This window comes from Paenibacillus wuxiensis (assembly GCF_040195695.1).
Taxonomy (GTDB): Bacteria; Bacillota; Bacilli; order Paenibacillales; family Paenibacillaceae; genus Paenibacillus_B; species Paenibacillus_B suaedae.
On the sequence record NZ_JBEFZI010000039.1, the window covers coordinates 1 to 962 of the forward strand.

Genomic DNA, 962 nt, shown 5'->3' on the forward strand with positions numbered 1-962 from the left:
TCAAAGAAGTTATCGCGGATGCCGACACGCTCCATCCCCAGTACCTCTTGCCAGAGCTGCGCCAGCTTCGCTTCCGTCGTCGTGCGCGGTGCTACATACTCCGTTCCCGTACTCAGCGCCCCATCCGGGGCCGGCAGTGCCTTACGGTCCAGCTTCCCGTTTGGCGTGAGCGGCATCTTCTCCAGGCGAATGAAGTGCGAGGGGATCATATAAGGCGGAAGGTCCGCCGACAACTTGCTCCGCATCGCCTGCGCCGTTAGCTCGCTGCTGCCCGTTACATAGGCGCACAATTCCTGTACGCCCTTCTCCGTTTCCCCGGTGGCAACGGTCACGACAGCTTCCTTGACGCCGTCGATTCGCAGCAAATGCGCTTCGATCTCGCCCGGTTCAATCCGGTAACCGCGGATCTTCACCTGATGGTCGATCCGGCCCAGATGCTCCAGTCGTCCATCAGGCAGCCAGCGGGCCAAATCGCCCGTCCGGTACATCCGTTCTCCGGGGAGAAACGGGTGATCGACAAACTTCTCCTTGGTCAGCTCTTCACGCGCCCAGTATCCGCGGGCGACCCCAGCGCCTCCGAGGCACAGCTCGCCTACGGCTCCGATCGGCTGCAGCTGCAGCGCTTCGTTCAACACATACGCCTGAGTGTTCGCCAGCGGACGGCCGATACTAACTTTTTCCCCTTCGCTTTCTTTTAAATGCTCAAACGTAGACCACACCGTCGTTTCCGTCGGGCCGTACATATTGTACAGCGACGCATTTGTTTGCGCCCGAAGCTGCTCCAGCAGCGCCGCAGGCAACGGCTCGCCGCCGATCAATAAGGCTGGTATACGGCGCAGCTGCGCGGCGCTGTGCTCCTGCTCCAGCATCATCGACAACCTCGAAGGCGTCGTCTGCATCAGCTGTACCGGATGCTCCGCCAGCAAATCGCCCAGCAGCGCAGGGTCCTGAAGCTCCGCTTC

1 protein-coding gene is annotated in these 962 nt (G+C 61.2%); it reads right to left on the bottom strand.

All coding sequences use genetic code 11. From position 1 onward, the window contains the following. The coding region (locus ABN764_RS29475; RefSeq protein WP_446673862.1) for an amino acid adenylation domain-containing protein at positions 1–962 on the bottom strand (962 nt) is incomplete at both ends.